The following is a 24695-nucleotide window of genomic DNA, read 5'->3' on the forward strand; positions in this document are numbered from 1 at the left end:
TTGCAATATGAGGCTTCATGGCCATTCCAGCTCAGGGCGGTCCGCGTGTGCACGGGACAGCCGGATTTGCGTTAAGGTACGGCTCCTCCGTTCTTTCCTGCATCCATGTTTTCCGTCGTCCTGAACATCGCTGGCACCCTGTTCCATCTGTACCTGGCCGCGCGCCTGCATTCGCTCGAGGCGGTGCGCGCGCGCGTATCGCGGCGCGCCTGGTGGACCGGCGCCCTGCTGGTGTGGTTGCTGTATATCGCCGGGGTGCACATCGGCGACGCGGCGCTCGACTGGCGCTGGTGGCCCGGACAGTTCGCCTTGACCTGGCTGGGCATCAGCTTCGTCATGTCGCTCGGCCTGCTGGCGGCGGACCTGGCGGGCGGCTTCGGGTTCTGGTGGCGCGCCCATACGCAGACCCTGCGCACGCTTGGCGCCGGCGGCGGCGTGCTGCTGGCGGTCTTCGCCCTGTTCCAGGGCATGCGCGCGCCGGTGATCGTCGAGCATGAAGTGCACCTGCGCGGGCTGCCGCAGGCGCTGGACGGCACCGTGATCGCGGCCGTGAGCGACATCCACCTCGGCGCCCAGCGCCGCTCCGCATGGCTGGCCGCGCGCGTGGCGCAGATCAACGCGCTGGAACCGGCCGCGGTACTGCTGCTGGGCGACCAGGTCGAGGACGACCCGGTCGGCGCGCCCTGGCTCGCGCCGGCCCTGCGCGGCCTGCGCGCGCCGCTCGGCGTGTGGGCGGTGACCGGCAACCACGAATTCTATGGCGAGGCCGAGACCACCGTGCGCGAGTTCGAGGCGGGCGGCGTACGCTGGCTGCGCGACCGCCGGGTGGAGCTGGCCCCGGGCCTGACGCTGGCCGGGATCGAAGACGTCGGCCGCCGCATGCGCAGCGGCGGCGGCTACACCGAGGGACTGGCGCGCACGCTTTCCACGGCCAGCCCGGGCGCGACGATCCTGTTGGCGCACATCCCCGCTCCCGCGCTCATCGACGCGGCGCGGGAGCGCGGGGTCGGCCTGATGCTGTCCGGGCACACGCACGGCGGCCAGATCTGGCCTTTCGGCTATGCGGTACAGCAGCGCTTCGCCCGCTATGCCGGCGCCTACGAGGTGGGCGGCATGCGGCTGTACGTCACGCGCGGCGCCGGCAGCTGGGGGCCACGCATGCGCCTGTGGCGGCCGGGCGAGATCCTCAGGCTGACGCTACGGGCGGCGCCGGCGGCGCTTTAGTCCGGCAGGCGGGCATCACGCGCCAGCAGGTCCTGCAGCGCGTCGCGCGACAGCGCGGGGCTGAAATAGTAGCCCTGCATCTGGTCGCAGTCGTGGGCACGCAGGAAGGCCAGCTGCTCGCGTGTTTCCACCCCCTCGGCGATGACCTGCAACTTGAGGTTGTGGCCGAGGGCGATGATGGCGCGCGTGATCACCATGTGGCCGTCGTGGCCGACATCGCCCAGGAAGGAGCGGTCGATCTTGATGTAGTCGACCGGGAACGTCTGCAGGTGGCTCAGGCTCGAGTAGCCGGTGCCGAAATCGTCGATCGACAGGCGCACGCCCAGGGCCTTGAGCTGGGCCAGCGCGTCGCGCGCTTCGTTGGGCTGGTCCATGAGCTGGCTTTCGGTGACCTCGAGCTCCAGCCGGCGCGGGTCGACCCCGTGGCGGCGCAGGGTCTGGCCGAGGCGCTCGGCGAACTGGCGCTGACGTAGCTGGCGGGCGGACAGGTTGATGGCGATGACGAAGTCGTCCAGGCCGTGTGCCGCCATCGACTTGAGCGCCATGCAGGTCTCCTCGATCACCCATTCGCCCAGCGGCACGATCAGGCCGGTCTCCTCGGCCACCGGGATGAAGCGGTCGGGCGGGATGATGCCCTCGACCGGATGGCGCCAGCGCACCAGGGCTTCGGCGCCCACCACCCGGCCGCTGCGCAGGTCGACCTTGGGCTGGTAGTCGAGTACCAGCTCGCGCTCGCGGATCGCGCGTCCGAGATTGGCCTCGAGCATCAGGTACGCGTGCACGATCTGGTTCAGCTCGGCGGAATGGAACTGGACATTGTTCTTGCCAATGGTCTTGGCGTGGTACATGGCGGCGTCGGCCGCGCGCATCATCTGCTCGGGACTGTCGCCATCGTCGGGAAACAGGGCGACGCCGATGCTGGCGCCGGGCAGGATTTCCTGCCCATCGACCCGCAGCGGCGCCATCACGGCCAGGCGGATGCGCTCGACCAGGTCGGCCAGCTGGGCACGGCTGGCCGGATCGCAGAGCAGCAGCACGAACTCGTCACCGCCCATGCGCGCCACCAGGTCGTCCTCGCGCATCCCGGCGCGCAGGCGCTGGGCCACTTCGCGCAGCACGGCGTCGCCGGCGTCGTGGCCGAAATGGTCGTTGATGTGCTTGAAATTGTCGAGGTCGAGGAAGGCCAGCGCCACCATCGTCCCCTTCAGCGCCGCGCCTTCCAGCGCCTGGCGCAGCCGCTCCTGCAGCAGGGTGCGGTTGGCCAGGCCGGTGAGCGGGTCGTGGTGGGCCAGGTGGTGCAGCCGGCGCTCGTAGTGGCGCGCCTCGGTGATGTCGCTGATGACCCCGACGAAGTGGCTGATCTCGCCGTCCAGGTTGACCACCGGGTCGATGCGCAGGTCGTTCCAGAAGATCTCGCCGTTCTTGCGCAGGTTGCGCAGCACGGCGCGCACGCTTTCCTTGCGCTTGAGCGCCATGCGGATGCGCTGGCGTTCGTCCTCGTCGCAGCCGTCAAGCCGCATGAAGCGCGGGTCGCGCCCCTTGATCTCGGCCAGCGTGTAGCCGGTAATGCGTTCGAAGGCCGGGTTGACGTATTCGATGCGGTGCTCGTGCTCCTCGCAGCGGGTGATGACGATGGCGTTCAGGCTTGAATAGATGGCGCGCTCGCGCACCCGCAAGCCATGCTCGGCCTGCTTGCGCATGCTGATGTCGAGCCCGGTGCCGAACACGACCGGCACGTTGCCCAGGCTGGTGCGGGCGCACTGGAACAGCAGGCTGGTGCGCCTGCCCTGCCTGCCGACCAGCTCGGCCTCGTGGGTGGAATAGCCGTGCTCGAATGCGCGCCGGATGTTGTCGACCACCACCTCATGGTCGCGCGCGTCGAAGAAGCCCTGGACGTTAGCGGTTGGCAGTTCGTCAGCCGGCATCTCGAGCGCTTCTTCGAGCAGGCGGTTCCACAGCAGCAGGTGGCCGCTCGGGTCGATCACGTAGAACACGCAAGGCAGGGCCTCGACGATGTCGGCCACCGGCAAGTCCTGGATCAGGGCGTAGCGCGCCGGAAACTGGCCGGGCCGGGGAATGACGATGACGCTGAAGCTGCTGGCCGGACCGGGGTCGAGCGCGCGCGGCGCCACCATCACGCGCACCGGCAGGCGCCGGCCGTCGGCGCATTTCAGCACGGCGTCGCTCTCGGCCTCGGCGCGTGCCGCCAGCTGGGGCAGCGGATCCGGCGGGTCGGCGAACTCGACGATGCGCAGCAGGGGCATGCCCTGGATCTCGGCCGCGCCATAGCCAGCCAGCTTCTCGCAAGCCTTGTTCCAGCTCGTCACGATGCCGGCGGCATCGACGACCAGCACGGCAAGAGGCATGGGTGACAGGTTCAAGATTTCTCCCGCGGCGCCCGGCCGCTTGCAGAACGCCGCGAGCGCGTAAATACGCAGCATGATAGCGCAGCGGCCAGTACCGGGACGCACGCCTGCCTGGCCGGCGTGCGCCGCAGAGGCTTACAATGCAGTCCTGGCCGCCTGGCCAGGCAGGGGAGCGGCAATGGTGGTCATCGATCCGGGAGAAGTCGAGTTCAGCGCGATCCGGGCGCAGGGTCCGGGCGGGCAGAACGTCAACAAGGTGTCGTGCGCGGTGCACGCGCGCTTCGACGTGGCCGCTTCCTCGCTGCCGGCGGCGGTCAAGGAACGCCTGCTGGCGCTGCGCGACGCCCGCATCACGCGCGAAGGCGTGATCGTGCTCAAGGCCCAGGGCTCGCGCAGCCTGGAACAGAACCGGCTGGACGCCCTGCAGCGCCTGCAGGCGCTGGTCGACCAGGCCGCCACGGTGCCGCTGGCGCGCCGCCCGACCCGCCCCACGCGCGGCTCGCAGCTGCGCCGGCTGGATGGCAAGGCCCGCAGCGGGCGGGTCAAGGCCCTGCGCGGCAAGGTCCTCGACTAAGGCCGACCGAACCAGGACGGCCGCGCCACCGGCTCAGCCGAACAGGCCGTGCAGGTACCAGCGCGGCTCGGCGTCCTCGCCAGCGCCGACGATGCGTTCGCGGTAGATCCAGTACAGCGCGTGGTCCTGCCCTTCGGCGATGAAGTAGTCGCGGGTCTGGGTCTCGCTCCACCAGCCGGCTTCGATGCGCTCGGGCGTGGAGGCCACCCGCAGCGGCGAACCATAGAAGGGCCGGTGGTTGCGCATCAGCAGCGCGATCGGCTTGGCCAGCAGCCAGCTCGGACGCGGCAGGCTGGCCAGGTCCGGCGGCAGGCGGGCCTGGCTGCGCGCGCCCTGCCCTGCCGCGCGCAGTTCCTGCACCGGCACCCATTCGTTGGCGACCTCGGGCCGGTAGTCGGCCTGCGGCAGGGCCTGCAGCACGTTTTCCGGCCCCAGCCGCGCCACCAGCAGCTCGAGCATGCGCATGCGGTCTTCCTCGCTGCCGCCGGGCTCGGGGAACAGCGAGGCGGTCGGCGGCGCCATCGGCCGCAGCTGCCGCGCTTCCAGGCCGAGCCCGATCACCGGCGCCGGCAAGGCCTGGCGCGCCAGCCTTTCCTTCAGGAGGCGCACCAGGTGCTCGTCGCGCCAGCCGGGCTCGGCCAGGGCAATCTCGAGCGCGGTCGGCGCCATCGCCACCCGTCCGCGCTCGTGCTCCATCAGCAGCGTGATGCGCTCCACCGCCAGCTGGCGCGCGCACAGCCAGCCGGTCAGCTGCAGCACCAGGTGGTGGGCGCCGGCCAGCAGCAGCTCGGCCTGCTCGATGCGGTCGAACAGTTCCAGCCGGGCGCGGAAACTGTCGGGCGCGACCACCCAGTCGAACAGTTCGGGCTGCAGGCCGTGGGCGGCGTCGAGCATGTCGAGCAGCGCGCGCCCGCAACGCCGCTGCAGGCCCGGGCGCGGCAGGCGCCGCAGTTCGCCCAGGCGCTCGCAGCCGATGCCTTCGAACCAGGCCAGATACGGCCGCGCCGGCGGCAACAGCGCCACCGGCAGGCGCGCCAGGTGGCGCTCGAGCGAGGCCATGCGCAGCGCGCGCAGGGAGCGGCGGGGACGGCCGCTCCGTCCGCCCTGCGCCCCATCATGGGACCAGCCTGGTGAGCCGGCGCGCGCCAGCAGCCAGGCGCCGCGCGCCGTCGGCGCGCAGCTGATGGCGGCGCTGAAGCCGAGCGTGCGCAGGCTGGCGCGCACCCGTGCGCACAGGGCGCGGATGCCGCCGAACAGGCGCAGGCTGGCGCCAATGTCGAGTAGTAGCGTCGCTTCTTCCTGCTGCGCGACCTGGGGCGTGAATTGCAGCATCGCCAGCGCGACCGCATCGAGCGCCTCGGCTTCACGCGCCGGGCTGCGCTCGTGCAGGCGCGCCCCGGGCATCAGCATCAGCACGCCGCCACGCCGCATGCCGGGACGGATCCCGGCGGCGCGCGCCGCCGGCGACATCGCCAGCACGCGCTCCTGCTCCAGCACGACGCTGCCGGGGGCGGTGCGTTCCCCGCCGGACGCGTCACTGAGCCAGCTGGGGCTGAAGACGTCGAGTGCCAGCTGGGGCAGGTGCAGGCCGATCCACAAACGCATGTCGTTGCAAGAGAGAAGAAGTAAGGGGCAGGCCAAGCGGCAGGAACAGGGGCGCCTCGCGCCGCGGGCCGCGGCGCTTGAGGAAATCGATGTGCAAACCGCCCGCCGCCGGGCGCAGCGCCAGGCGCAGCGGGGCCGGCGAGGCGTCTTGCGCCGCGGCCAGCGGACGCAGCATGAAGAACAGGGTTTCGCCGCCCTGGGCCGCCAGGTGCAGGCGGCGCAGGCTTTCGCCGCGCGCATGGCAGGCCCAGAACAGCAGTGCGCCGCAGCTGCCGCTGCGCAGCACCTGCTCGGCCGCCCACAGCGCGTCGGCGCCACGTTCGGTGCGCAGCCACAGCAGCTGCGAAGGCGGCAGTCCCAGCGCGGCCAGCGCCAGGGCCTGGGGCGGATGGGGTGGCTGCAGCAGGACGATGCGGCGCGCGGCGCAGGCTTGCAGCGCCGGACGCAGCAGGCGCATCTCGCCGATGCCGGGCTGCTGCTGCAGGAGCTCGACCAGGCTGCCGACCGGCCAGCCGCCGCCCGGCAGCTGGGACGAGAGCGGCGCATGGCCGGTATCGACGCAGCGCGTGCCGGCGCGCGCCAGCTGCGAAGCGCGCCATAGCGAAGGGTGCAGGGCCTCCGGCGCAACAGGGGCGCAGGCCCCCGCGTTGGATGAGAGGTTCATGGGAGTTGGCAAACAAATACTGTATAAACATACAGTACTCGCTGGGCCGTGATTTGGCAAGATGTATTCATTCTGGACATACCAGTCAGGGCACTGGTATTGACAGAAGCTAAAGCTGCCGCAATGCAGAAGCATGCGGGCCGCGCTGGCAAATCGTGGAATAATGCTGGCTCTTCAATTTTTATCCAGCCAATGCACAACCTGTCTCCCGCACGCCACGGAGTCCGCCTGTGACGACGCTCCAGCTCACCGGCGCCATCCTGTTCGCGATCGCCCTCGTCCATACTTTCTCCACCAAGCTGTTCCATACGCTCGCGCGGCGCCATCCGCGCCATGCAGGGCTGTTCCACCTGCTGGGCGAGGTCGAAGTCGTGTTCGGCTTCTGGGCCTTCGTGCTGATCCTGGCCATGGCCCTGCTGGCCGGCGGCAGCGAGGCCGTCGCCTATGCCGAATCGCGCCAGTACACCGAGCCCCTGTTCGTGTTCGTGGTGATGGTGATCGCGGCCTCGCAGCCGGTGCTCGACGCCGTGCGCGACCTGCTGGCCCTGATCGCGCGGCTGGCGCCGGTGCGCACCGAGGTCGCCCTGTGCTGGCTCGGCCTGGCCCTGGTGCCGCTCGCCGGCTCCCTGATCACCGAACCGGCCGCGATGACCCTGGCCGCCCTGATGCTGGCGCCGCAGGTGTTCCGCCCCGGCGTGCCCGAATGGCTCAAGTACGGCGCGCTCGGCGTCCTGTTCGTCAACGTCTCGATCGGCGGCACCCTCACCTCCTATGCCGCGCCGCCGGTGCTGATGGTGGCCGGCACCTGGGGCTGGGACAGCGCCTTCATGGCCTCCACCTTCGGCTGGCGCGCCGCGCTGGCGGTGCTGTGCAATGCCACCGTGGTCACCCTGCTGCTGCGCCGCCACCTCGCTCCCGGCAATATGGTGCAGGACGTGCGCATGCCCCGCATCGTGTCCGCCGTCCACCTGCTGCTCCTGGCCGGGGTGGTGCTGGCGGCCCACCATCCGGTGCTGTTCATCGGCCTGTTCCTGTTCTTCCTCGGGTATACCCAGGCCTATCCGAAGCACCAGTCGCCGCTGATCCTGAAGGAAGGCCTGCTGGTCGGCTTCTTCCTGGCCGGGCTGGTGGTGCTGGGCGGCATGCAGCAGTGGTGGCTGCAGCCGCTGGTGTCGAGCCTGGAGCCGACCGCGCTGTTCTTCGGCGCGCTGGCCCTGACGGCAATCACCGATAATGCGGCCTTGACCTACCTTGGTTCGCTGATCGAGGGGCTGTCCGACCATGCCAAGTACATGCTGGTGGCCGGCGCGGTCGGCGGCGGCGGGCTGACCGTCATCGCCAACGCACCGAATCCGGCCGGCGCCGCCCTGCTGCGCGAAGGTTTCGAGGACGGCTCGATCGGCATGGGCGGGCTGTTCCTGGGGGCGTTGGGGCCGACCTGCGTGGCGGCGGCGCTGTTCCTGGTGTGATCCACCCGCGGCGGGTGCGGGCAAATGGAGGATGCGATGGACGAGGCGATGACGGATGACATCCTGGTGCACAAGAGTGGCACCATCGCGCGCTGCTGCCGGCGCGCGCGCGAGGAGTACGAGAAGGATCCGACCACGTTTTCCAGCGACCTCACGCGCCAGGACGCCGCTACCCTGAACGTGATCCGCGCCTGGGAAGCGGCGATCGAGATGGGCGACTACGTGATCGGCAACGCCCGTCTCGGCCTGCCGCAGGACGAGCGCGAAGTCATCAGCCTGCTGGCCGAGCATGGCTGGATCGCACCCACCCTGGCCGAAGACCTCAAGCGTACCGGCGAATTCTGCCGCGCCGAATGGGACTACCAGCAGGCGCCGCTACCGGCCCTGGTAACCATCCTCAAGCGCGGACTGGACGATTTCACCCTGTATGCCCAGGCCCTCGTCACGGGGGACCGGATCAACACCCCAAACGCGAATTTGTAAATATTCGTTTCAGTTTGATGCCGGCGCTTGAAAGTTCCAGGCCTCACCGTAATGTGATCCATAACTGGGATCGACACGGTGGGCATCATGAATACCATCCGAGCAACATCTGCAAGGCATGGCGTCAAGCGCCGAACGCTACCCCCGCCACGCAAGCCGCGTTGTGCCTTCTATCCCCTGCTGGGCATTTGCCTGGTCGTCCTGACTGCCGTGCTGGCCTACGGCGCCGTGTATCTCCTGCTGCGCTGAGCGGAAGGGGCGCCGGCGTGCGCTGCCGCCTCAGCGCGCCGCATAGTAGCGGCTGAGTTCCACGATCTCCGCGTCGCTCAGGCCGTGCGCGGCGTTGCGCATCTGGCGATTGATGTCGTTGCGGCGCCGGCCGTCGCGAAACGCCTTCAGCTGGTCGTGCAGATAGGTTTCCGACAGCCCTTCCAGCACCGGCGTGGCCGGGCGCAGTGCATGCGGGCTGTGGCAGGATGCGCAGGCCCCGATCGAGCGCATCGGATCGCCATTGCGCACCAGGCGCGGCGTCTGTTCCGCCACTGGCGCTACCGCGGCGATGCGCTCGCGCTCGAGCGAGGCATAGTAGGCGGCCAGGTCGCGCATGTCCTGGTCGCTCAGCTCTCTGACCAGTGGCTGCATGATGGCGCTCGGCCGGTGGCCGGAAGCGAAGTCGCGCAGCTGCTTGTACGTGGCCGAGGCGGGCTGTCCCGCCAGGTGCGGCGTGCCGGCCGGGCTGGTACCACGCGCGCCATGGCACATGGTGCAGGCCATCGCCAGGCTCGCGCCCTTTCCCACCGATGCGCCTTGCGCGCCGCCCATCATGGTCGCGTTCACGATGACCCTGCTGGGATACTGGCGCGCATCCTCCGGCAGCGCCGCACCCTGGTAGGGTGCCGGGGCGCCGGCGGCGCTGCAGATCGCTTCCCACAGGCTTTCCATGGTGGCGCGCGCATGGGCCCGCGGCACCCAGACGAAGCCCACCAGTGCCGCCGCAAACGCGATCGCCACCAGGATCGCCACGCTCCAGGTGAACCAGCGGTTGCGGAACGAAAAGGTCTTTTCCATGTTCATGGCTGTGCTCCCACTGGCACCGCCGGCACCGAGGTTTGCTTCAGCGCCATCAACTGGCTGATCGGGTAGCCATAGTTCACCACCGATAGCCCGATCATCAGCGCCAGCCACAGCGCATAGCCGTTCAGTGCGGCCGGCAGGCGCCCGCCCGCCTGCACCGGCTGGCTGAAGCGGAATTCCGGCAGCACGATGGCTTCGCTGCGGTGGCCGCGCAGCAGCACCAGCAGGAACAGCAGGCCAGACAGCACCAGCAGCAGGCCGCCGAAGAAGGTGATGATCACCGTGATCGCCTGGGGCGCGATCTCGGGATGGCTGTAGTCGAAATACGCCATCCGGCGCGGCATGCCGAGGATGCCGGTAAGGTGCCAGGGGAAGGTCAGCACGATCATACCGACGAACCATAGCCACAACTGGGCGCGCATCATGCGCCCGGCCACCAGCGCCTTGCCGGTCAGGTGCGGCCACAGGTCATAGGCGAGGGCAAAATACATGATCACGATGGCGCCGCCGAAGATCAGGTGGAAGTGGCCAGTGATCCATTGCGTGTTGTGGACGGCAAAGTCGAGCTGGTAGCTCATGTTGATCAGGCCACCCGCGCCACCGAAGCCAAGCAGGATGAATGAGAACGCCACCGCCAGCATCATCGGGTTCTTCCAGGGCAGCCGCCTGACCCAGCCGAAGGCGCCGGTGCCGCCGCGCAAGCGCCCGGCGATCTCGACCGAAGCAGTGATCGTGAAAATGGTCAGCAGGGTCGGTACCGACACCATGCCGGTAAAGACGGCATGCAGGAACTTTACCCCCGAACCGACCTGCGGGTCCTGGAACAGGTGGTGCACGCCGATCGGCATCGAGAACACCAGGAACAGCACGAAGGAGATGCGCGCCATCTTGTCGCTGTAGAGGCGCCCGCCGATCGCGCGCGGCACCAGGGTGTAGAAGGCGATATAGGCCGGCATCAGCCAGAAGTAGACGATCGCGTGCAGGGTCCAGGAGAAGAACACGCGCGCCAGGCCGGCATCGATGGTGGACTTGAAGCCGAGCGCCACCGGCAGGATCATGAACAGGATCTCGATGGCGGCCCCGAGCGAAGTCCAGGCCCACAGGTAGGCCCCGGCCAGGTTGGCGAACATCGGCAGCGGCACCGTGGCACCCGGATTGGCGGCTTTCCAGATCCGCAGGTTGACCGACATCAGCGCCACCCAGATCCAGGAGCCCACCACCACCAGCACCACACCGATGTAGTAGAAGGCGTTGCCCACCAACGGCGGATAGAAGGTGTACAGCACGGTGGCCAGGCCCATCGAGACCGGCACCATCGCCGTTACCGTGCCGACCACGACCAGGATGAAACCGGCCCAGGCCCAGCGCCGCCCGACCAGCGCCTGCTTCAGCGAGAGCTCGACAATGGCATAGCCGAAGCCCATCGCCACCAGGGTCGGGAACACATAGCCCATCGCCGAACCGTGCGCGGTGACGGCGCGGTAGTACAGCTCGGGGTTGCCGATCCAGTCGCGCAGCGGACTGCGGATGTACATCTGCCACTCGCCCAACACGAGGGCGACGAAGAAAGCGGCGAAGGCGACCCAGAAATGGGCCAGCACCAGCCGCCTGGAATCATTGCTGTACACAGCTCGCCCTCCTTCCGCCGCGCGCCTGGCGCATGAATTCTGCCTTGTCGACAATCTTTACGCGCGCCCACATCGCAGCGTGTCCGACTCCGCAGTATTCGTGGCACGGAAACACATGCTCCCCCGGTTTCTCGAAGCGCGTGCTGAAGTTCGAGATATAGCCCGGGATCAGCATGACATTCACGTTGCCCTGGGCGATCGAAAAGCCGTGCACCACGTCGGCCGCGGTGCCACGGATGCGTACTGGCGTATCGGCCGGCACCAGCACGCACGAGGGCGTGAACGAATACTGGTTGGCCAGCACGCGCACGGTGACGCTGCCATCGCTCTCCATGACCGAGCCCAGGTTGGCTTCCACGAATTCGCCCGACAGGTGCAGGGTGCCGGGATCGATGGTCTCGGTGCGTACCGGCGGCATGGCGGCCCAGTGCACGCTCATGTAGACGAGCATCCCGACCAGGAAAGCGATGATCGCTCCCACCAGCCAGGCCCAGCGTGCCTCGGCGGCGTGGGCGACGGCGTCGTTGTCGGCGTGCGGCAGGCCCGGCGCGGGATTGGCCATCTCAGTTCCCTCCGCGCGCCAGGTAGACCAGCACATAGAACGCCAGCCAGATCGCCATCACGATCGCCACCGCCAGCCCGGCCACGGCAAAGGCGCCGCGCGGTCCCTGCGCCACGATGGCATCCACGCGCTGCTGGTCGGCGCTGCCATCGCTGTCCATCGGTTCCAGGATCATGGGATCTCCTTGTTCGATACTGCCCGGCCGCCAGGGCTCATTCCACCGTTGCCGCCCGCAGGTTGCTCACCTCGCGCGCCGTCACCGGCGCGCCGCGGTTGCCCCAGGCGGTACGGATATAGGTCACCACCGCCGCGATCTCCTCGTCCGACATCTCGTGGAAGAACGGCGGCATCCCGTAGGGCATCGGATTGCGCCGGGTACCCGGCGGATAGCCGCCGTTGAGCACCATCCGGATCGGGTTCACGGCCGAGGTCATGGTGATCGACTGATTGCTGGCCAGCGGCGGATAGTGCGGCAGCATGCCGCGTCCGGCCTCGCCATGGCAGCTCGCGCACTTGGCCTCGTAGATGCGGCGCCCCTGGGAATGCTGCTGGCTCATGTCGGCACGGGCCGGCGCCAGGGCCGGATCGGCATTGACCGGCTGGTCGGCCGGCAGGCTTTTCAAATAGACGGCCATGGCCCGCACGTCCTCGTCGCTCATGAACTGCAGGCTGTTGAAGGTCACCTCGGCCATCGGCCCGTACACGGTGCCGCGGTTCGACACGCCCTTTTGCAGCAGGTCGACGATGTCCTGGATTTCCCAGTTGCCCAGGCCAGCCTCCTTGTTCGAGGTCAGCGAAGGCGCATACCAGTTCTGCATGGGGATCAAACCGCCGCGGAACGCCTCCTCCTCGGACGAGCCACCGAGCGCATTGATCGGCGTATGGCACATCGCGCAATGGCCCAGGCCTTGCACCAGGTAGGCGCCGCGGTTCCATTCGGCGGACTTGCCGCGGTCGGGCACGTATTCGCCCTCCTGGAAGTACAGCGTGCGCCAGCCGATCAGCAGCGAGCGGTTGTTGTAGGGGAAGCGCAGATCGTGTTCGCGCGACTTCAGGCGCACCGGCGGCACCGAGCGCAGGTAGGCGTAGATCGCATCGCTGTCGGCGCGCGTCACCTTGGTGTAGCTCGCGAACGGCATGGCAGGGTACAGGAGCTCGCCATTGCGCGACTTCCCGGTCCGCATCATCCGGAAGAAGTCCTCGGCCGTCCAGGCGCCGATACCGGTTTCCGGGTCCGGCGTGATGTTCGGCGCATACAGGGTGCCGAAGGGCGTCGGCATGCCCCGGTTGCCCGAGAAGATCTTCCCGCCGGGAACCGTATGGCAGGCGATGCAGTCGCCCGCCTGCGCCAGGTACTTGCCGCGCGCGATCACTTCCTGCGACGCGGCGCTGCCCGAGCGGGCGCCAGCGCCCAGCAATTCCGGCGGGCGGAACCCGCGGCCGAGCGTGAAGGCCAGTACCGCGCCCACCAGGATCGCGGCGACTGCCCACAGTGCCGGCCGCTTGAAGATGGCAGATGTGCTCATGGATGCGTGCCTCTCACTTCGGCTGGGCCTGGCTGCCGCAGGGCATGGGCAGCGCCACCGGACCGCCTTTCGCGGGCCTGGCATTGGTCACGGGCAGGGAACTCAGGTAAGCGGCGACGGCGGCCACTTCCGGCTCGGTGAGGCTGGACGCGATCACCTGCATGCAGTCCGGCGCCAGCGCGGTGCGTACGCCATAGCGCCAGGCGCCCAGTTGCGCGCTGACGTAGTCCGCGCGCAGGCCCAGCAGGCCCGGGATGCCGGGCTCGCGTCCCGCCAGGTCGCCGCCGTGGCAGGTGGCGCAGGCCGGGATGCGGCGCGCCGGCACGCCGCCCGTCACGATCCGCTGGCCCTCGCGCACCAGCTGCGCGTCCGGCGCCGGGCCGGCCACCACCAGCGGCGGCGGGTTCTGGGCGGCGAAGTATTCCGCCATCTTGTAGAGGTAGCTGTCGGGCAGGTAGGCCAGCAGGTAGTTCATCGGCACGTACTTGCGCCGGCCGTCGCGGAAGGCGACCAGCTGGTTGTAGAGGTAGCCCGCAGGCTTGCCGGCCAGGCGCGGGAAATACACGTTCTCGACCCCGCGTCCGGCAAGGCCGTGGCAGCCGACGCAGGCGGCCACGCGCGCTTCCATGGTGTCCGGCACCCGATCGGCGCTTCCACCCGGGGATTGCGCCCGGGCCAGGGGCGCCAGTCCACCCAGCAGCAAGAAAAGTGCGAAGACAATTCCCAGAGGCTTCAAGTTACCCTCCACGCTCGACATTTGCGACGGCAGCCACGACATGTGCGTACAACCGTAGCATGAGCAGCGCATGAGGTGTCGCACTTTTGTCCCGCCCGGTTTTCGCCGGGAAGGAAAGGCAGGCTTGAAAGCAAGATATTGAACGAACGGGCCGGACTGCGGGCCAGGGCGGCATTACAAGAACTTACAGAATTCCTGCCACTGGCGCCTTCTCAGCGGTTCGGCGGACTTGTACCATAGCGTCATTCGCCCTTGCGCCACCCCGACGATCCCGAAAGACATCCATGACCTCAAGCATTCTGTTGCGCGCGCTCTGCCTGGCCGCCTTCACCGCCGCCTGCGCCGCACCTGTCCACGCCACCAGCTCTGCCTCGTCCGCCTCCAGCGCCGGTTCGGCCTCGTCCGGCAGCGTATCCGATTCGATCGGCGCCTCCAGCAACAGCTCCGGCGGCGAGCGCAAGGTGGCCGCCGGCGACTACCGCGTGATCGACCTGGCCCAGGCCCCGGCCAAGGCGGACACCACCCGCCTGACCCTGCGCGCCGTGGCTACCGACGCCATCGGCGCCGCGCGCGAGTTCACCCTCGACGTGCCCAACCGCGCGCTGGCCGAACGCGGCCTGGGCAAGGGCGAACTGGTGCGCGTCAACGAGCGCGCCTACGGCTTCGAATTCGCCCACGCCGATACCAGGCGTGCCTTTTTCCTGGCGCTGCAGGACGACTGGTACCGCGACCTGGCCTCGCGCAAAGTCACCATCTGATGCCACGCCGGCCCGCGCCGCTGTTGTCCCTGGTCCTGCTGTGCGCCAGCGCCGGCGCCTCGGCCGGACTGCCGGCCTTTTGCGAACGTGCGAACGAGATCGGCGCCGCCGACCAGGACCGGGTACTGCGCTTCGCCGGCGCCGTCAAGAACGAACTGGAACGCTCCGGTGCGCGCGTCGCCCTCGTCGCCCGCGCCGGTCTCGACCTGAGCCGCTTCGGCCTGCTGTATTCGCACGCCGGGGTCGCCCTGCGCGACAATCCGGGCGGTCCCTGGGCCGTGCGCCAGCTCTACTATGCTTGCGACGAGGGACGTCCGCGCCTGTTCGACCAGGGCATCGCCGGCTTTGCGCTGGCGGCCGACACGCCCGCGCGTGGCCATGTCTCGCTGCTGTTCCCGGCGGATGAGGACAGCGTCCTGCTGGAACAGGCCGCGCTCGACAAGCGACTGGCGCTGGCGCTGCTGGGCGGGAGCTACAGCGCGAATGCCTATGCCTATGGCACCCGCTACCAGAACTGCAACCAGTGGCTGGCGGAACTGCTTGCCACTGCCTGGGGCCGGCTCGAGGGCGGCGACGCGCCGCGTGAAACGGCCCAGGCCTGGCTGCGCGAGCAGGGCTATGTCGCCGGGCCGGTGCGGGTGCCCTCGCACTGGCTGATGTTCGCCGGCCGCTTCGTGCCGCTGGTACACCTGGACGACCACCCGGGCGCGGACACCGGCGCGCTGGCCCTGCACGTGAGCGTACCGGCCGCGATCGAAGCCTTCGTGCGCGGCCGGGCGCCGCAGGCGCGCCGCGTCGAGCTGTGCCATACGCGCGAACACATCGTCGTGCGCCGCGGCTGGGAGCCGCTGGGCGCGGCCTGCGAAGCCGCCCCGGGCGACGAGGTGATCGCGCTCGAGTAAGGCTGCCGCCCCCAGGCGGTAAGGTGCCCGCTGCGCGTACAATGGCACCACTTCCAACCATGCAGAGGTAGCCGGATGCTTGCTGAATTGATCCTGAACGTGTTCGGCGAACTCCTCGCCAGGCGCAACCGCATCCTGCGCTGGGCCGTGTGGCTGTTCCTGCTTGCCATCGTGGCGCGCATCATCTATGCAGGCATGATCGGCCCGGTCTCCTGAGCCGTTCAATGGATCCCGCACATCCAGGAAAAAACCCTGCTCGCGGCAGGGCTCGATGAGACGGACGGGGCGGGCTTGCCGCTTATTTGCGCGCGGCTTCGGCCAGCCTGCGCAACACGGCGGGCGAGACGGAATCGCGTCCGCGGCTCAGCCGGTACAGGGTGCGCAGGTCGGTCCCGCTACTGCGGGCAGGGGCAGGCGCCGGCACGAGGAACAGGCTGCGGATGAATGCGAGAAGAGTGGACATGGTCTTGGTTCCTGAAAGCGTTCTTGAAGAGGACTCTTGAATAGGACCAGTATGCGCCCGCCGCAGATAGAAAGAAAATTGCGATCCGTGATGATCGTCATTCAGCAAAGCGCAGCCAGAATGGCATGGCTTTCTGCTCATACATTTGTGCAAATGCATGATGTGTTACACTGTGGCCCGCTGGCCACGGCCAGCCGACTATCCTCTTGCCAGCAGGGGCCACGAAAGCGGTGCGACGATCGCGCAGCGGCTGCCCCATACTGAAGCCTGTGACGCAGGCGATCCACCAAAGTACCAGGCAGGTCCTGCGGGCCGGGCGGCGTTGCGCGCCCGAATCCGGGGCCGGCCTGTCCCGCCTGTGGCGACGATCCGGCCTGCCGACCGGCTTCCCCCGCAAGCGGCAACAAGGAGAATCCATGCAACTGATCTGCTCTGCGGGCCTTATTTTTCTGGTCGTGCTATGGGGCATTCTTGCCCCCGACAGCATGGCCTCCGTGTTCAGCACCATGCTGGCCGCACTCACCCGCAACTTCGGCTGGTTCTACCTGTGGGTGGTGCTGGGCCTGGTGCTGTTCGCCGCCTTCGTCGCCTTTGGCCGCTACGGCAACCTCAAGCTCGGCGACGAGGACGAGGAACCGGAATTCACCGTGGGCAGCTGGTTCGCCATGCTGTTTGCCGCCGGCATGGGCATCGGCCTGGTGTTCTGGGGCGTGGCCGAACCGGTGTCGCACTACGTGACGGCGCCGCCCGGCATCACGGCCGGCACCCCGGAAGCGGCCAACGCCGCCATGCGCTACGTGTTCTTCCACTGGGGCTTCCATCCCTGGGCCGTGTACAGCGTGGTGGCGCTGGCGATCGCCTTCTTCCAGTACCGCCGCGCCGGCAGCCCCCTGATCAGCACCGTCACCGCTTCCCTGCCCTGGCGCCCGGTGCGCGCCATGTCCGGCCTGTTCAACGGCCTGGCGATCGTGGCCACCGCCTTCGGCGTGGCCGCTTCGCTCGGCGTGGGCGCCCTGCAGATCAACAGCGGGCTGAACGCCGTATTCGGCATCGGGATCAGCCCCGCGGCCCAGGTCACCATCATCGTCGTGACCGCCGCCATGTTCATCGGTTCGGCCGTCAGCGGCGTCGAACGGGGCGTCAAGCTGCTGTCGAACGCCAACATGATCGTGGCGGCCCTGCTGGCGCTGGCCGTGTTCCTGCTCGGCCCGACGGTGGCGATCATCGACACCTTCACGAATACCCTGGGCAGCTACGCCAGCGAGTTCGTGCGCATGAGCCTGCGCTCCACGCCCTTCCGCGACAGCAGCTGGGTCGGCAACTGGACCATCTTCTACTGGGCCTGGTGGATCGCGTGGTCGCCCTTCGTCGGCCTGTTCATCGCGCGCGTCTCGCGCGGGCGCACGATCCGCGAATTCATCCTCGGCACCGTGCTGGCGCCCTCGCTGGCGGCCTTCGTCTGGTTCTCGATCTTCGGCGGCACCGCGCTCTACCTGGAGATCTGGCAGCACGTGCCGCTGGCCGAGGCGGTCAAGGCCGACCTGGCCACGGCCCTGTTCGCGATGTTCGACGCCATGCCCTTCGGCCAGCTCATGTCGGTGGTCGCCACCCTGCTGGTGGTGGTGTTCTTCGTGACCTCGGGCGACTCGGCCGTGCTGGTGCTCGGCATGATGAGCCAGGGCGGCGACCCGAACCCGAACGCCCGCACCAAGATCATCTGGGGCACCCTGATCGCCGGCATCGCCATCAGCCTGCTGCTGGCGGGCGGCATCGACGCCGTGCAGACCGCCACCATCCTGTTCGCCCTGCCCTTCGCCGTGGTGATCGTGCTGATGGTGATCGCGCTGTGGCGCGCCCTGGGCGAAGACTGGCGCGAAGAGCAGCGCCGCGAACGGGCGCTGCGGCGCCAGATGCGCGACATGGCGGCGCGCTAGCCTGGGGGTGGTGGCCCGGCCACCGGCCCGGACCGGGCCGGCGCGTGCCCCGCCCGTGGCCGAACTGGTATCATGCGCGTTTTCCGGAGCATGGCCCGGCGCTGTCCGACAGCGCGCCCTCCCTTACCCTACAGAACATCAAGAATGAACACTCCAAGCCAATTGCCGGGCTTCTTCAGCCGGCTGTCGATCGCCTTCGGCGCCTTCTTCAAATCGCTCGGCGATGCCGAGTTCGCCGCGCGCGTGCGCGATGACGGCATCGGTCCCGTCGCCGCCCCTGCACCCGCACCCACCGTCGCTCCGGCCGCGGCTCCGACACCAGCCCCGGCGCCCCTGCGCGCCCCGAGCACCGAATCGGCCCTGCAGCTGCTGAGCCTGTTCCAGCGCGAAGCACGCCTGATCGACTTCACCCAGGAAAACCTTGCCGCCTATTCCGACGCCGACATCGGCGCCGCCGCCCGCGTCGTGCACGAAGGCTGCGCGCGCGTGCTGCGCGAGCACTTCAGCATCGAGCCGGTGCGCAGCGAAGCGGAAGGAGCACGTCTCACGCTGGAAGAAGGTTTCGACGCCGCCAGCGTGCGCCTGACCGGCAACGTGGTCGGACAGGCCCCGTTCAAGGGCACCCTGTCGCACCGCGGCTGGCGCGCCACCAAAGTGCAGCTGCCGCAGCTCGCTGAACAACACGATGCGCGCGTGCTGGCGCCGGCGGAGGTAGAACTGTGAGCGAGCAAGCGAATCCGCGCTACGCGATCGGCATCGACCTCGGCACCACCCACAGCGCCCTGTCCTATGTCGACCTGCAGGCCAGCGATGGCGAAAAGACCGTCGACGGCGTGCTGCCGGTACCGCAGCTGAGCGGCCCGGGCACGGTCGAGGCGCTGCCGCTGCTGCCGTCCTTCCTCTACCTGCCGCACCCGGACGAACTGGCGCCGGGAGAGACCGCGCTGCCCTGGAGCCCAGGGGGGGAAGGTTTCATCGCCGGTGACATGGCGCGCAGCCGCGGCGCCACGACGCCCATCCGCCTGGTGTCCTCGGCCAAAAGCTGGCTGAGCCACCCGAGCGTGGACCGGCGCGCCGCCATCCTGCCGCACGACGCGCCGGAAGAAGTCACGCGCATCTCGCCCCTGGAAGCCTCCACCCGCTACCTGGCGCACCTGCGCCAGGCATGGGACGCGGCCCATCCGGAAGCGCCGTTCGAGCAGCAGCAGGTCACGGTCACCATCCCGGCCTCGTTCGACCCGGGCGCGCGCGAACTCACCGCGGAAGCGGCGCGCAACGCCGGCATCCACCCCACCCTGCTGGAAGAGCCGCAGGCCGCCCTGTACAGCTGGATCCAGGGAAGCAAGGGCAGCTGGCGCAAGCAGGTCAAGGCCGGCGACATCGTGCTGGTGGTGGACGTGGGCGGCGGCACCAGCGACTTCTCGCTGATCGCCATCCTCGAACGCGACGGCACCCTGGAGCCGCACCGCGTGGCCGTGGGCGACCATATCCTGCTGGGCGGCGACAACATGGACCTGGCCCTGGCCCACTTCGTGGCGCGAAAACTCCAGGCGAACGGCACCCAGTTAGACTCCTGGCAGATGCGCGCCCTCACCTACGGCTGCCGCAGCGCCAAGGAGCACCTGCTGGCCGATCCCGAGGCGACCGTGTGGCCGATCGTGGTGCCGAGCCGCGGCTCGAAACTCATCGGCGGCTCGATCCGCACCGAACTGACGCGCGACGAAGTCACGGCCTTCATTACCGACGGCTTCTTCCCACGCGTGGAAGCCTCCGCGCGTCCGGCGACCCGCACCCGCGCCGGCCTGACCCAGGTCGGCCTGCCGTACGCGCAGGATGCCGCCATCACCAAACACCTGGCCGCCTTCCTGGCGCGCCAGACGGGCGCGACCGCCGAGCTCGAAGGCTTCGCCGGCACCGGTGGAGCTGCAAGCGCCGAACACCGCGACGGCGGACCGACCTTCCTGCACCCGAGCGCGGTGCTGTTCAACGGCGGCGTGTTCAAGTCCGGCATCCTGGCCCAGCGCGTGATGGACACCATCAACGACTGGCTCTACATGGAAGGCGCGCAGCCCGCGCGCATGCTGGAAGGGGCCGACCTCGACCTGGCCGTGGCGCGCGGCGCCGCCTACTTCAGCTATGCGCGGCGCGGCGGCGGCGTGCGCATCCGCGGCGGCACCGCCCGTTCCTACTACGTGGGCGTGGAATCCTCGATGCCGGCCATCCCCGGCATGGAGCCGCCGATCGAAGCGCTGTGCGTGGCGCCGTTCGGCATGGAAGAAGGCACGGAACTCGAACTGCCGGGCCAGGAATTCGGCCTGGTGGTGGGCGAGCCGGTCACCTTCCGCTTCTTCGGCTCCACCACCCGCCGCCAGGACCGCATCGGCGAGGTGCTCGACTTCTGGGGCCCGGACGAACTGCAGGAGATGAACGCGATCCAGGGCACCCTGCCGGCCGATGGCCGCGCGGCGGGCGACGTGGTGCAGGTGAAACTGCATGCGCTGGCTACCGATGCCGGCACGCTGGAACTGGTGGCGGTGTCGCGCGCAGGCCAGCGCTGGAAGATCGAGTTCGACGTCCGCCAGCAGTGAACTACTTCGTCAGCATCGACCTGGGCACCACCAATACGGTGCTGGCCTATGCCGCGCCGGGTGCGGCCCGGGTCGACCTGCTGGTGGTGGAACAGCTGGTGGCGCCGGGCGAAGTCGGCGCCAGCGCCCTGCTGCCCTCGATGCGCTACCACCCGGCGCCGGAGGAACTCGCGCCCGGCGAACTCCAGCTGCCCTGGGTGGCAAGCGACCCGGCCGGCGTCGAACGGGTCGCCGTCGGGCGCCTGGCGCGCGTGCTCGGCGCCCAGACCCCGGGCCGGCTGGTGGCCAGCGCCAAGAGCTGGCTCTCGCATGCGGGCGTGGACCGCGTGGCGCCCATCCTGCCCTGGGGCGCCGACGATCCGGGCATCCCGAAAGTCTCGCCGGTGGCGGCCAGCGCCAGCTACCTGGCGCACCTGCGCGCAGCCTGGAACCTGCGCTTTCCCGCGGCGCCGCTGGAGCGCCAGCAGATCGTCCTGACCGTACCGGCCTCCTTCGACGAAGGAGCGCGCGCGCTCACCCTGGAAGCGGCGCGCATGGCCGGCCTGCCGGCGCTGCGCCTGCTGGAAGAACCGCAGGCGGCCCTGTACGACTGGCTGTACCGCCACCGCGCCAGCCTGGCCGCCGACCTGCTTGATACGCGCCTGGTACTGGTGGCCGACGTCGGCGGCGGCACCACCGACTTCAGCCTGGTGAAGGTGGCGCTGGCGCCGGACGGCGAGCCCAGGCTCACCCGGATCGGGGTCGGCAACCACCTGATCCTGGGCGGCGACAACATGGACCTGGCGCTGGCCCACCTGGCCGAGTCGCGCCTGGCGGGAGGCAATGCGGGCGAACGGTTGTCGGCCGGCCGCCTGGCGCAGCTGACGGAGCGCTGCCGCGCGGCAAAGGAACAGCTGCTGGCGCCGGACGCGCCGGAACAGGTGAGCGTCACCCTGCTCGGCAGCGGCGCGCGCCTGGTCGGCGCCAGCCGTTCGGCCACCATCACGCGCGAGGACGTGCAGCGCATCGTGCTGGACGGCTTCCTGCCGCCGAACCAGGCGCAGGAAGGACCGCAGCGCGCCCGCGCCGGCCTGGTCGGCTTGGGCCTGCCCTACGCCAGCGACCCGGCCATCACGCGCCACCTGGCCGCCTTCCTGCGCCAGCATGCGGCGGCCGCGCGCGCGGCGCTGGGCCTGGACGAGGACGCCGACGATGGCAGGCTGCCGGTGCCCGATGCCCTGCTGCTCAACGGCGGCGTGTTCCGCGGCGCGGCGCTGGCGGAGCGCCTGGCCGGAGTGCTGTCAAGCTGGCGCGGCGCGCCGGTGCGGGTGCTGCACAACGAGGACCCGGACGTGGCCGTGGCGCGCGGCGGCGTCGCCTATTCGCTGGCGCGCGCCGGCCAGGCCCCGGCCATCGAAAGCGGCTCGGCGCGCAACTACTACCTGCTGCTCGATGCGCAGGCCACGGGCGAGACGCTGCGCGCGGTCTGCCTGCTGCCGCGCGGCGCCCCGGCCGGCGAGGAAGTCCGCCTGGCCGAGCGCAGCTTCGCCCTGCGGATCGGGCGGCCGGTGCGCTTCCACCTGGTCTCCTCCACCGCCGACCCGGGCGGCAGGCTGCCGCAGCCGGGCGAACTGCTGGCGCTGCCGGCCGCGGACGTCGTGCGCCTGCCGGCCATCGCGACCGTCCTGCGCAGCCGCGATGGCAAGGGCAGCAGCGAGATACCGGTGCAGCTGGCGACCGTCCTGTCGGAAGTGGGCACGCTGGACGTGTTCTGCGTCGCGGAGCAGGACGGCGGTGCGGATGCCGGCCAGCGCTGGCGTCTCGAATTCCAGCTGCGCGGGGAAGAGGAAGCCGGCCCCGGAGAAGACGCGCTGCCGCCCGAGCTGCTTGACGCGATCGCGCGCATCGAGCGCATCTTCGGCAGCCGTTCGCAGCAGGTCGAGCCGCGCGAGGTGCGCCAGCTGCGCGCCACGCTGGAACACCTGCTGGGCGCGCGCGAGCGCTGGACCACGCCGCTGCTGCGCGGCCTGTTCGATGCCCTGCTGGCGCGCGCCAAGGGGCGCCGCAGGTCGGCCGAACACGAGCGCGTGTGGCTGAACCTGGCCGGCTACTGCCTGCGTCCCGGCTTCGGCCATGCGCTCGACGAATGGCGCATCGAGCAGCTATGGGCGCTGTTCGACACCGGCCTCCAGTACCACAAGGACGGCCAGGCGCGCGCCGAATGGTGGACGCTGTGGCGGCGCGTGGCCGGCGGCCTGTCCACCGAGGCGCAGCTGCGCCTGCTCGACGACTTCGCCTTCAACCTGCAGGCCGACGCCGCGGAGCGCGGGCGCCGCCCGGTCACGCTGGTGGACGGCAGCGAGGACGACATGCTGCGCATGGGCGCCTCGCTGGAACGCATTCCTTCCGCCTACAAGGCCGAGATCGGCGACTGGCTGGTGCAGCAGATCCTGGCCATGCCGGCCGGCGCCCGGATCGACGCGCGCGCCGCCGCACGCCATGCGCGCTACCTGTGGGCCCTGGGGCGGGTGGGCGCGCGCCAGTCCTTCCATGGCGCCGCGCACGAAGTGGCGCCCGCCGCCTCGGCCGAGGCCTGGCTGGGGCAGCTGTTCCAGCTCGACTGGAAGAAGATCGAGCCGGCCGGTTTCGCCGCCGCCCACATCGCGCGCATGACCGGCGACCGCTCGCGCGACATCGGCCAGCCGGTGCGCGACGAGGTACTGCGGCGCCTGTCCGCCAGCGGCGCGCCGCCAAGCTGGTCCGCCATGGTGCGCGAGGTGGTCGAACTCGACCAGGCGGTCGAGACGCGCATGCTGGGCGACGCGCTGCCGCCGGGACTCAAGCTGCTGCGCTGACGCGCCGGCCCAACGCGCGGGCGGCACCCGGTGTGCGGCGGTGCGCCTTCCGCCGGCATCGCCGCCCACCCTGCGGGCAGGTTCGATTCAGCAAAACACGAAATCCTCGTTCGAACGCGGCAAAGCGCACAGGACGCCGCGCACCGCAACCCAGGCAAACCCCGCAACGGGTACCACCAGCAACCAGAACGCAGACATGATCGACTCCTTGCGCACAGCTTATTTCGCACACCTGTGCGAAATTTATCGAAAAAAAGGGACGGGCATGTCCGCCCCGCTCCGCCAACGTCCTACTCCAGGTCGTTGAAACGCTTGTAGGTCGAAATCAGGCGCTTGAACGCCCGCTGCGCCCGGCGCGGCACCGCGTCCTCGTGCAGGAAGCGGGCATCGTGCATCACCCCGATGGCCAGGCTGTAGACCTCGAACACCAGCTGTTCGGGCTCGGTGTCGGGCCGCAGGTGGCCGGCTTCCATCGCCTGCAGCACGGTCTTGCGCAGCGAGCCGCGCCAGCGGGTCACGCCGGCCTCGATGCGGTCGCGCAGCGGGCCGGGCACGTCGTCGAACTCGAAGGCGCCGGCCGTGTACAGGCAGCCGCCGCGCGCCGTCTCGTTGCCGATCTTGCGCAGCCACAGGTCGACCTGCAGCGCCAGCCGGGGCAAGCCTTTCGGCACCGCCATCGAAGGCAGGAACACTTCTTCCCCGAAGCGGCGGTCGTATTCGTCCAGCACGGCCGACTGCAGCGCCTCGAGCGAACCGACGCGCGAAAAAATCCCGCTTTTACTGATGCCGGTGCGCTTGGCCAGCTCGCCCAGCGATACCTTGCCGATGCCTTCGGCGGCCGCCATGTCGTAGGCCGCCGCGAGGATCGTGGCGTAGGTGGCTTCGCTCTTTGCGGTGCTGTTCATGGACGAACTTTAGCACACATGTGCGAAAATACAAGCGCTTTACAGGATGGCCCAGGCATGGGCCGCGAGGCGTGCGCAAGGCAAGCGGCGGGAGGCGCTGGCGGCGCGGGAGGGATCCAATGAAGGGAACCGGGCCAGGTCCCGGACCCTGAGACTGCGCGCGGGCCGGGGCCAGCCCGCGCGCTGCGCCCCGGTTCAGCGGCGGCCGAACCAGCTCAGGCGGGCGAAAGTGGTAGCGAAAGCGTTAGCGATGCCGGATGCGAGCACGGCCGACATCGAACGGGTCGGGATACGTTTGCTGAACAGGCCGGTGTAGTTGCAGCGCGAATTGACAGTCATCTCTTATCTCTCCGAAACATTACTTGGCACAATAACCACCTTGCAAGTAGCACTCTGTGCG

24 protein-coding genes are annotated in these 24695 nt (G+C 69.4%); 12 read left to right on the forward strand and 12 right to left on the reverse strand.

Annotated features, from left to right (window positions below; translation table 11 throughout):
• The first annotated feature begins 105 nt into the window (after positions 1-105).
• A complete protein-coding gene (locus LCI23_RS02020) occupies positions 106-1224 on the forward strand; it encodes a metallophosphoesterase (RefSeq protein ID WP_224943168.1) in 1119 nt (372 codons plus the stop codon).
• Here the strand turns inward: LCI23_RS02020 and LCI23_RS02025 are convergent.
• On the reverse strand, positions 1221-3605 hold the full coding sequence (locus tag LCI23_RS02025; protein ID WP_224943170.1) for a bifunctional diguanylate cyclase/phosphodiesterase: 2385 nt from the start codon (positions 3603-3605) through the stop codon (positions 1221-1223). The two genes, LCI23_RS02020 and LCI23_RS02025, sit on opposite strands and share 4 nt — an antisense overlap.
• A 163-nt stretch (positions 3606-3768) precedes the next feature.
• Between LCI23_RS02025 and arfB the strand changes: the two genes are divergently transcribed.
• Complete coding sequence (gene arfB / locus LCI23_RS02030; protein WP_224943172.1) at positions 3769-4164, forward strand: alternative ribosome rescue aminoacyl-tRNA hydrolase ArfB; 396 nt, start codon at positions 3769-3771, stop codon at positions 4162-4164.
• 33 nt (positions 4165-4197) lie between these two features.
• Here arfB and LCI23_RS02035 read toward each other — a convergent pair whose 3' ends face one another.
• Together LCI23_RS02035 and imuA are read right to left on the reverse strand one after the other, a co-directional pair.
• Positions 4198-5769, reverse strand: a complete 1572-nt coding sequence (locus LCI23_RS02035) for a DNA polymerase Y family protein (RefSeq protein WP_224943174.1) — start codon at positions 5767-5769, stop codon at positions 4198-4200.
• The gene (gene imuA / locus LCI23_RS02040; protein WP_224943176.1) at positions 5699-6433 is read right to left on the reverse strand and encodes a translesion DNA synthesis-associated protein ImuA; all 735 of its coding nucleotides are present in this window, start codon (positions 6431-6433) and stop codon (positions 5699-5701) included. Before imuA ends, LCI23_RS02035 begins: the two co-directional genes overlap by 71 nt.
• A 230-nt stretch (positions 6434-6663) precedes the next feature.
• Here imuA and LCI23_RS02045 point away from each other — a divergent pair, with 230 nt between their 5' ends.
• The 3 genes from LCI23_RS02045 to LCI23_RS02055 all read left to right on the forward strand — a co-directional run bounded on the left by LCI23_RS02045 (position 6664) and on the right by LCI23_RS02055 (position 8634).
• The gene (locus LCI23_RS02045) at positions 6664-7902 is read left to right on the forward strand and encodes a putative Na+/H+ antiporter (protein ID WP_224943179.1); all 1239 of its coding nucleotides are present in this window, start codon (positions 6664-6666) and stop codon (positions 7900-7902) included.
• A gap of 36 nt (positions 7903-7938) precedes the next feature.
• Positions 7939-8385, forward strand: a complete 447-nt coding sequence (locus LCI23_RS02050) for a DUF86 domain-containing protein (protein WP_224943182.1) — start codon at positions 7939-7941, stop codon at positions 8383-8385.
• Positions 8386-8472: 87 nt separating this feature from the next.
• A complete protein-coding gene (locus LCI23_RS02055; RefSeq protein ID WP_224943185.1) occupies positions 8473-8634 on the forward strand; it encodes a hypothetical protein in 162 nt (53 codons plus the stop codon).
• A gap of 30 nt (positions 8635-8664) precedes the next feature.
• On the opposite strand, the gene LCI23_RS02060 is transcribed toward LCI23_RS02055, so the two are convergent.
• Genes LCI23_RS02060 through LCI23_RS02085 form a run of 6 tightly spaced genes read right to left on the reverse strand, consistent with a single transcriptional unit; the run spans position 8665 to position 13803 of the window.
• Complete coding sequence (locus tag LCI23_RS02060; RefSeq protein WP_224943188.1) at positions 8665-9459, reverse strand: cytochrome c; 795 nt, start codon at positions 9457-9459, stop codon at positions 8665-8667.
• Positions 9456-11060 carry a cbb3-type cytochrome c oxidase subunit I gene (locus LCI23_RS02065; RefSeq protein WP_224943436.1) on the reverse strand — a complete coding sequence of 535 codons (1605 nt, stop codon included), beginning with the start codon at positions 11058-11060 and terminating at the stop codon, positions 9456-9458. The genes LCI23_RS02060 and LCI23_RS02065 overlap by 4 nt, the downstream gene beginning before the upstream one ends.
• Before the next feature lie 13 nt (positions 11061-11073).
• Positions 11074-11649, reverse strand: coding sequence for a cytochrome C oxidase subunit II (locus tag LCI23_RS02070; RefSeq protein ID WP_224943191.1), 576 nt, complete (start codon positions 11647-11649; stop codon positions 11074-11076).
• Position 11650: 1 nt separating this feature from the next.
• A complete protein-coding gene (locus LCI23_RS02075; protein WP_224943194.1) occupies positions 11651-11824 on the reverse strand; it encodes a hypothetical protein in 174 nt (57 codons plus the stop codon).
• Positions 11825-11861: 37 nt separating this feature from the next.
• A complete protein-coding gene (locus tag LCI23_RS02080; protein WP_224943197.1) occupies positions 11862-13175 on the reverse strand; it encodes a cytochrome c in 1314 nt (437 codons plus the stop codon).
• A gap of 13 nt (positions 13176-13188) precedes the next feature.
• Positions 13189-13803 (reverse strand): c-type cytochrome, encoded by a 615-nt coding sequence (locus LCI23_RS02085; RefSeq protein ID WP_224943200.1) that lies wholly within the window; start codon positions 13801-13803, stop codon positions 13189-13191.
• 392 nt (positions 13804-14195) lie between these two features.
• Here LCI23_RS02085 and LCI23_RS02090 point away from each other — a divergent pair, with 392 nt between their 5' ends.
• From LCI23_RS02090 to LCI23_RS02100, 3 genes are all read left to right on the forward strand, one after another.
• Positions 14196-14669, forward strand: a complete 474-nt coding sequence (locus tag LCI23_RS02090; protein WP_224943203.1) for a hypothetical protein — start codon at positions 14196-14198, stop codon at positions 14667-14669.
• Complete coding sequence (locus LCI23_RS02095) at positions 14669-15571, forward strand: DUF2145 domain-containing protein (protein ID WP_224943212.1); 903 nt, start codon at positions 14669-14671, stop codon at positions 15569-15571. Before LCI23_RS02090 ends, LCI23_RS02095 begins: the two co-directional genes overlap by 1 nt.
• A gap of 75 nt (positions 15572-15646) precedes the next feature.
• Complete coding sequence (locus LCI23_RS02100; RefSeq protein ID WP_224943215.1) at positions 15647-15787, forward strand: hypothetical protein; 141 nt, start codon at positions 15647-15649, stop codon at positions 15785-15787.
• Between the two features lie 82 nt (positions 15788-15869).
• Here LCI23_RS02100 and LCI23_RS02105 read toward each other — a convergent pair whose 3' ends face one another.
• Entirely contained in the window at positions 15870-16034 is a 165-nt protein-coding gene (locus LCI23_RS02105) for a hypothetical protein (protein ID WP_224943218.1), read from the reverse strand.
• Between the two features lie 416 nt (positions 16035-16450).
• Here LCI23_RS02105 and LCI23_RS02110 point away from each other — a divergent pair, with 416 nt between their 5' ends.
• The 4 genes from LCI23_RS02110 to LCI23_RS02125 all read left to right on the forward strand — a co-directional run bounded on the left by LCI23_RS02110 (position 16451) and on the right by LCI23_RS02125 (position 23390).
• Positions 16451-17968, forward strand: a complete 1518-nt coding sequence (locus tag LCI23_RS02110) for a BCCT family transporter (protein WP_224943223.1) — start codon at positions 16451-16453, stop codon at positions 17966-17968.
• Between the two features lie 144 nt (positions 17969-18112).
• Entirely contained in the window at positions 18113-18691 is a 579-nt protein-coding gene (locus LCI23_RS02115) for a DUF2760 domain-containing protein (RefSeq protein WP_224943226.1), read from the forward strand.
• Positions 18688-20556 (forward strand): Hsp70 family protein, encoded by a 1869-nt coding sequence (locus LCI23_RS02120; RefSeq protein ID WP_224943229.1) that lies wholly within the window; start codon positions 18688-18690, stop codon positions 20554-20556. The genes LCI23_RS02115 and LCI23_RS02120 overlap by 4 nt, the downstream gene beginning before the upstream one ends.
• On the forward strand, positions 20553-23390 hold the full coding sequence (locus LCI23_RS02125; RefSeq protein WP_224943231.1) for an Hsp70 family protein: 2838 nt from the start codon (positions 20553-20555) through the stop codon (positions 23388-23390). Before LCI23_RS02120 ends, LCI23_RS02125 begins: the two co-directional genes overlap by 4 nt.
• Before the next feature lie 290 nt (positions 23391-23680).
• On the opposite strand, the gene LCI23_RS02130 is transcribed toward LCI23_RS02125, so the two are convergent.
• Entirely contained in the window at positions 23681-24295 is a 615-nt protein-coding gene (locus LCI23_RS02130) for a TetR/AcrR family transcriptional regulator (RefSeq protein WP_224943234.1), read from the reverse strand.
• Between the two features lie 195 nt (positions 24296-24490).
• Entirely contained in the window at positions 24491-24634 is a 144-nt protein-coding gene (locus tag LCI23_RS02135) for a hypothetical protein (protein ID WP_224943237.1), read from the reverse strand.
• Positions 24635-24695 lie beyond the last annotated feature (61 nt).

It is taken from the genome of Massilia sp. MS-15, from assembly GCF_020176695.1.
GTDB classification, from domain to species: Bacteria; Pseudomonadota; Gammaproteobacteria; order Burkholderiales; family Burkholderiaceae_D; genus Telluria; species Telluria hydrophila.

Bases quoted from the DNA above. Each gene is read 5' to 3' on its own strand.
- LCI23_RS02020 (WP_224943168.1), top strand. From the start codon at position 106: ATGTTTTCCGTCGTCCTGAACATCGCTGGCACCCTGTTCCATCTGTAC.
- arfB (WP_224943172.1), top strand. From the start codon at position 3,769: ATGGTGGTCATCGATCCGGGAGAAGTCGAGTTCAGCGCGATCCGGGCG.
- LCI23_RS02035 (WP_224943174.1), bottom strand. From the start codon at position 5,769: ATGCGTTTGTGGATCGGCCTGCACCTGCCCCAGCTGGCACTCGACGTC.
- imuA (WP_224943176.1), bottom strand. From the start codon at position 6,433: ATGAACCTCTCATCCAACGCGGGGGCCTGCGCCCCTGTTGCGCCGGAG.
- LCI23_RS02050 (WP_224943182.1), top strand. From the start codon at position 7,939: ATGGACGAGGCGATGACGGATGACATCCTGGTGCACAAGAGTGGCACC.
- LCI23_RS02055 (WP_224943185.1), top strand. From the start codon at position 8,473: ATGAATACCATCCGAGCAACATCTGCAAGGCATGGCGTCAAGCGCCGA.
- LCI23_RS02060 (WP_224943188.1), bottom strand. From the start codon at position 9,459: ATGAACATGGAAAAGACCTTTTCGTTCCGCAACCGCTGGTTCACCTGG.
- LCI23_RS02070 (WP_224943191.1), bottom strand. From the start codon at position 11,649: ATGGCCAATCCCGCGCCGGGCCTGCCGCACGCCGACAACGACGCCGTC.
- LCI23_RS02075 (WP_224943194.1), bottom strand. From the start codon at position 11,824: ATGATCCTGGAACCGATGGACAGCGATGGCAGCGCCGACCAGCAGCGC.
- LCI23_RS02080 (WP_224943197.1), bottom strand. From the start codon at position 13,175: ATGAGCACATCTGCCATCTTCAAGCGGCCGGCACTGTGGGCAGTCGCC.
- LCI23_RS02085 (WP_224943200.1), bottom strand. From the start codon at position 13,803: ATGGAAGCGCGCGTGGCCGCCTGCGTCGGCTGCCACGGCCTTGCCGGA.
- LCI23_RS02090 (WP_224943203.1), top strand. From the start codon at position 14,196: ATGACCTCAAGCATTCTGTTGCGCGCGCTCTGCCTGGCCGCCTTCACC.
- LCI23_RS02095 (WP_224943212.1), top strand. From the start codon at position 14,669: ATGCCACGCCGGCCCGCGCCGCTGTTGTCCCTGGTCCTGCTGTGCGCC.
- LCI23_RS02100 (WP_224943215.1), top strand. From the start codon at position 15,647: ATGCTTGCTGAATTGATCCTGAACGTGTTCGGCGAACTCCTCGCCAGG.
- LCI23_RS02105 (WP_224943218.1), bottom strand. From the start codon at position 16,034: ATGTCCACTCTTCTCGCATTCATCCGCAGCCTGTTCCTCGTGCCGGCG.
- LCI23_RS02110 (WP_224943223.1), top strand. From the start codon at position 16,451: ATGCAACTGATCTGCTCTGCGGGCCTTATTTTTCTGGTCGTGCTATGG.
- LCI23_RS02115 (WP_224943226.1), top strand. From the start codon at position 18,113: ATGAACACTCCAAGCCAATTGCCGGGCTTCTTCAGCCGGCTGTCGATC.
- LCI23_RS02130 (WP_224943234.1), bottom strand. From the start codon at position 24,295: ATGAACAGCACCGCAAAGAGCGAAGCCACCTACGCCACGATCCTCGCG.
- LCI23_RS02135 (WP_224943237.1), bottom strand. From the start codon at position 24,634: ATGACTGTCAATTCGCGCTGCAACTACACCGGCCTGTTCAGCAAACGT.